The following is a 4962-nucleotide window of genomic DNA, read 5'->3' as shown; positions in this document are numbered from 1 at the left end:
AGAACGATGTCAACAACGAATGCGGTTACTTCAAAGTAGAGGAAGTGCAGCGGAACGGTATTCATCAGAACGCCGTATACAATGATGTGAACAATAATGGTGAGCTTCGGTGCGAAGTTCGGGATGTTCTTGTTGAGCATACCCATCATAGCAACAGCAAGTACCGGTACGCCGTAGTAGCCCCACATCTGATTCAAGAAGGTGCTGATACCAGCTGGCAGATACATGAGGAACGGAGCGATAACGATAGAAGCCAGGCAAAGAACAATGCCGAAGCGCTTAGCAATCGTGATTTCCTGCTGTGCGGTACGCTCCTTCTTGGAGATAACCGGCAGAATATCGAGGGTGAACAGCGTCATGGAGCTGTTCAGTACCGAGTTGAAGGACGACAGGATCGCGCCGAACATAACTGCTGCGAAGAATCCGAGAACCGGAGTCGGCAGGATGTCATGAACCAGAGTCGGATAAGCCATGTCGAAGTCGGTCAGAACGCCGCCATCACGGATGCGCTGGATGATACCAGGCATAACGAGGAACAGCGGGCAGAATACCAGTGCCAGACCGGAGAGAAGAGCACCCTTCTGTGCTTCCTTCAGGTTCTTTGCGCCGAGTACGCGCTGCATGATGGACTGGTTGGTGCAGTAGTAAGAAATGTGGTTGATGCTGCATCCGAGGATAATCATCGGCCACGGAATTTCCGGTGCCTGTGCGTTCCAAGGCTTGATAGCATTCAGATGCTCCGGAGGTGCATCGCTAATCATGCGCTGTACGCCGGTAACCAGGCTGCCTTCACCGAGAATAACGAAGGCGAGAATCGGAACGATAACAACAGCGCCGACAATGAAGATGACACCGTTGAGCGAGTCAGAAACCGCAACGGCTTTCAGACCGCCGAAGATTGCGTAGATGCCGCCGATTACACCGAGGGCAACACACATAATGGTGATTGCGAGGAAACGGTTGCCGCCGACCAAGTCGGTGACATTAAAGATACGCTCCATAGCGACCGAGCCAGCGTAAAGAACCAGCGGAAGCATGGTAACGATATATGCTACGAGGAAGATAAAGGAAACCAGCACGCGAGTTGCGCGGTCATAGCGGTTTTCCAAAAATTCCGGAATCGTTGTAATGCCGAGTTTAAAGTAGCGCGGTACGAAGAACAAAGCCATCAGTGTCAGGGCAACCGGGCACATGGTTTCCCAACCCATAGCGGTGATACCAGCGGCATAGCCCTGGCCATTTCGTCCGACTAGCTGTTCAGCTGACAGGTTTGTCATCATCAGGGAACCGAAGATGACGATACCAGTCAGGCTTCGACCACCCAGGAAATAACCGTCCTGAGAGGTTTCATCTGTGCCGCGTGTCTTGAGCCAGCTGATGAAGGCAACCAGCGCAGTGACAGCGACAAAGGAAACAAGTGTAAATACCATGATATTTTTCCTTTCCTAACTTCACTTACTTTATGTTTGATTCTATCCTAATTCTTTTTCTTTTTCAATTTTTATAAATAAAAAATTATAGATATATAAATAAATATCTATGTATATAAGGTGGAAAATCCACAGCGCTTCTCCTGTATAGAATTAGCCGCTGTGGATTTTTGTCGGATGAAGTATTAGAGAAGAGAGTATAATGAAGGTGTAATTGAGATTTTGGATAAAAGAAGAGATTTAGAAACCAGCCTTGCGCAGGTTTTCACGACCGATGGAAGCCTTCTCCAGCGGAACGTCGAAGGACTTCACCGGGAAGAGATCCTGCTCGACAACGCACCAGCCGTCATAGCCGCACTCAACCAGAGCATCGTGCATAGCAGCGAAGTCGATGCTGCCCTTGCCCGGCTCTACCATGATGTCCTCGGTAACAGCCTTAGCGAAAGACCACTTGTTTTCGTCCATCTTAGCCTTTACGGACAGATCGCAGTCCTTGAAATGGATGTACGGAATGCGCTTTGCCCACTTCTTGTAGAAGGAAATCGGCTCGCCGCCGCCATATACATGGTGACCGGTATCGAAGCACAGGTCAACAGTTGTGTCGTTGAGGAAACGCTCGATCTGCTCTTCGGTCTGAACATGGCTGTCTACGTGCGGATGGAACAGGCCGATAAAGCCGTTTGCAGCACAGCGGTCAGCACACTTCTGGACATTTGCACAGTACTTTGCCCACTCTTCGTCGGTCAGCTCCGGATTCATCTCCAGCTCGCCGGTAGCGAGGTTGGTGTACATCGGAGGCAGCAGAACGATATACTTTGCAGACGGGAAGTGCTTGAGCAGAGCAGAGATGTCGTCAATGTCCTTGAGCATCTGCTCAACATTTGCGTCATCCAGATAGTTGCCGCCTTCGGTAGCACCAACCAGAGTCAGGCCGCGTGCGTCAATAGCGTTCTTCAGAACCTGCGGATTGTCGTTCGGCATGTAGCCCCACGGGCCAATCTCACAGCCGTCATAGCCTGCAATCTTCATTTCGTCAAGGCAGCGCCACCACTGCGGCTGCTTTTCGTTGTTCGGGTCACTTGCCGGGAACCATACGCCCCAAGAGTCTGGAGCAATACCAATTTTGATAGACATAGTCTTTCCTCCATCTATTTTCTGGAGCCACTGCCGGAATGCAGTCCGGCAGTGGCGGATATTTCTTGCGTGACGATTACTTTACGTCAACCCACTCACGGGTCTTGGAAGACTCGATAACAGCAGCAACGGTGCGGTCAATCTTGTAGCCGAACTCAAAGTCGGTGGTGTAGTCAGCGCCGTTGGTGATTGCATCGAACAGAGCATGTACTTCGAGGATCTTCATATCGTTGTAAGCGATAGAGATGCCGCCTGCCGGCTGGAATGCGGAGTAACCCTTCATCTTCGGGTTCAGCAGAACGGTGCGGAAGCCGCGGTCACGCTCGTTGTCGCTCTGGAAGTATACCTGAACTTCGCCCATGCGCTCCAAATCGTAGCGAACAGAACCCTTGGTGCCCTGAATCTCGTAGCACAGGTAGTTCTTACGGCCGGTAGCGACACGAGAGCAAGCGATCTGACCGATTGCGCCGTTTGCGTACTCAGCGGTGAAGGTCATGATGTCCTCGTTCTCAACGTCAACCAGCTCGTCGGAACCAGCGCACTTCGGACGCTTCGGGAATACGGTGGTAGCTACTGCGTTTACCTTGGTGATGTCGCCCATGATGAACTGGGAGATGGACAGCAGGTGAGAACCCAGATCGCCCAGAGCGCCGCAGCCTGCCAGCTTGTTGATGTGTCTCCAAGTGATCGGCAGGGACTCGTCCAGCAGCTGATCCTGATCGTAGGTGCCGGTGAAGCGCATGATCTTGCCCAGTGCGCCGGACTGAACCAGCTCACGAACGTAAGCGTTTGCCGGGTTCTGGGTGTTGTTGAAGCCAACGTAGTTTACAACGCCCTTCTGAGCAGCCAGCTCAGCCAGTTCCTTGGACTCCTCAGCGGAGATGGACAGCGGCTTCTCGCAGTATACGTTCTTGCCGTTCTCCAGAGCTGCCTTAGCAACTTCATAGTGGAAAGCATTCGGGGTAGCGATGTCAACCAGGTCAACGTTCGGATCGGTTACAACATCATGCCAGTCAGTGGAGATGCGCTTGAAGCCGATCTTCTTCTGTGCGGACTTTGCAGCTTCCTCGTTTGCGTCAGCAACGATTTCAAAGGATGCAACGCCGTAATCCGGGCCAAACAGCATCTCAGCGTCAGCCAGTGCAGAGGAATGAGCCTTGCCCATCCAGCCAGAACCTACCAGACCAATACGAATTTCTTTCATTTTCTTTTCCTCCTAAAAAATGTTCTCTCAATGGTGATTACATAAATTTACAAATTGGTTTACAGCCTTGAAAAGTTTGAAAATCAGGGAGAAACATTTTGTTTCTTTGGTTTTCGTTTGTGTCTCTCGTTTGACTGTGACCATAGTATACGGCGAAAAACGCGAAATGTCATTGCATAGAGTTTTCATGTTCTATACATAAATTATCATTTATTTAGAGAAAAAAACAACCTGCACAAATGGAGGTGGCTCTGATTGTGCAGGTTGTATAAAATATGGTTTCTTTATGTATAGAATGGCGGGAAGAAGAGAATTTATGTCAAATCGGATTTTTCCGAAATTGACTGGGAGAGACGCCGACTCGTGATGAAAATAGGTTGCTAAACGTCGTTATGTTCGGATAACCGACACAATTTGCAATCACTTTCACTGGCTGATCTGTCGTTTTGAGCAGATGCTTGGCTCGATTGATGCGCACGAGGATGATATATTCGTGCGGAGAGTAGCCGCATTGCTTCTTGAACAGGCGGGAAAAGTAAAACTGACTCATATTGACGTGCCGCGCCAGCTCCGGAAGGGTTAACGCTTCTCCATAGTGCTCGCCAATATATTGGATCGCGGCCTCTGTCGCAGTCTGTGCGTTGCCAACATCTGCTTGGGTCTGAGAGGAATTGCCGGAAATCAGGGCAATCCAGATAGAATAGAGACGCAGAGACAACTGGGCTTCGGGAATCCATTGGTCATTGCGCCAAGCATATAAGATGTCCAGCATAATTTGATGCACTTCTGAAGCACTGGAAGAGTCGAATACAGGGGCATTATATAAGCTGCGCACTTGCTCAAACAATTGCGGGCAGTTGCTGCCGTCCAAATGAATCCAAACGAACTCTGCGTGATCGATAGTATGGTACGTGTGAGGGAGCGAACAGTCCAAGAGAACAATCTGCCCGCGGCGCGCGGTTGTGGTGCGGCTGCTGACGGTGACAGAAAGCTGTCCACTGCGAATATACATGAGTAAGTATCGTGCGTCGGAATAATGCTGACGGTCGATGATATAGTTTTTGTCTGTATAGTAGTAGCCGCAGGACGTCATATAGAACAGCATACTGCGTGCCTGCTCAGAAGGGCTTTGAAAATATAAATCCGATCCGTTGCAGGTGCCTGCTTCAAAACCAAGCATAGGGATTCCTCCTT

4 protein-coding genes are annotated in these 4962 nt (G+C 50.1%); all 4 read right to left on the bottom strand.

The window, feature by feature from the left end; translation table 11 throughout:
- The coding region (locus ACR0P9_RS07540) for a solute:sodium symporter family transporter (RefSeq protein WP_432618845.1) at nucleotides 1-1430 on the bottom strand (1430 nt) is incomplete at its 3' end.
- 240 nt (nucleotides 1431-1670) lie between these two features.
- Nucleotides 1671-2564: a TIM barrel protein gene (locus ACR0P9_RS07535; protein WP_432618843.1), complete on the bottom strand. Its 894-nt coding sequence runs from the start codon at nucleotides 2562-2564 to the stop codon at nucleotides 1671-1673.
- A 76-nt stretch (nucleotides 2565-2640) separates the two neighbouring features.
- Nucleotides 2641-3768, bottom strand: coding sequence for a Gfo/Idh/MocA family protein (locus tag ACR0P9_RS07530; RefSeq protein ID WP_432618841.1), 1128 nt, complete (start codon nucleotides 3766-3768; stop codon nucleotides 2641-2643).
- 319 nt (nucleotides 3769-4087) lie between these two features.
- Nucleotides 4088-4948: a helix-turn-helix domain-containing protein gene (locus ACR0P9_RS07525; RefSeq protein WP_432618839.1), complete on the bottom strand. Its 861-nt coding sequence runs from the start codon at nucleotides 4946-4948 to the stop codon at nucleotides 4088-4090.
- Nucleotides 4949-4962: the final 14 nt, after the last annotated feature.

The organism is Butyricicoccus sp., from assembly GCF_050872565.1.
Lineage (GTDB): Bacteria > Bacillota > Clostridia > Oscillospirales > Butyricicoccaceae > Butyricicoccus_A.
Note: the sequence above shows the minus strand (reverse complement) of the source record. Positions and strands in the feature narration are given on the sequence as shown.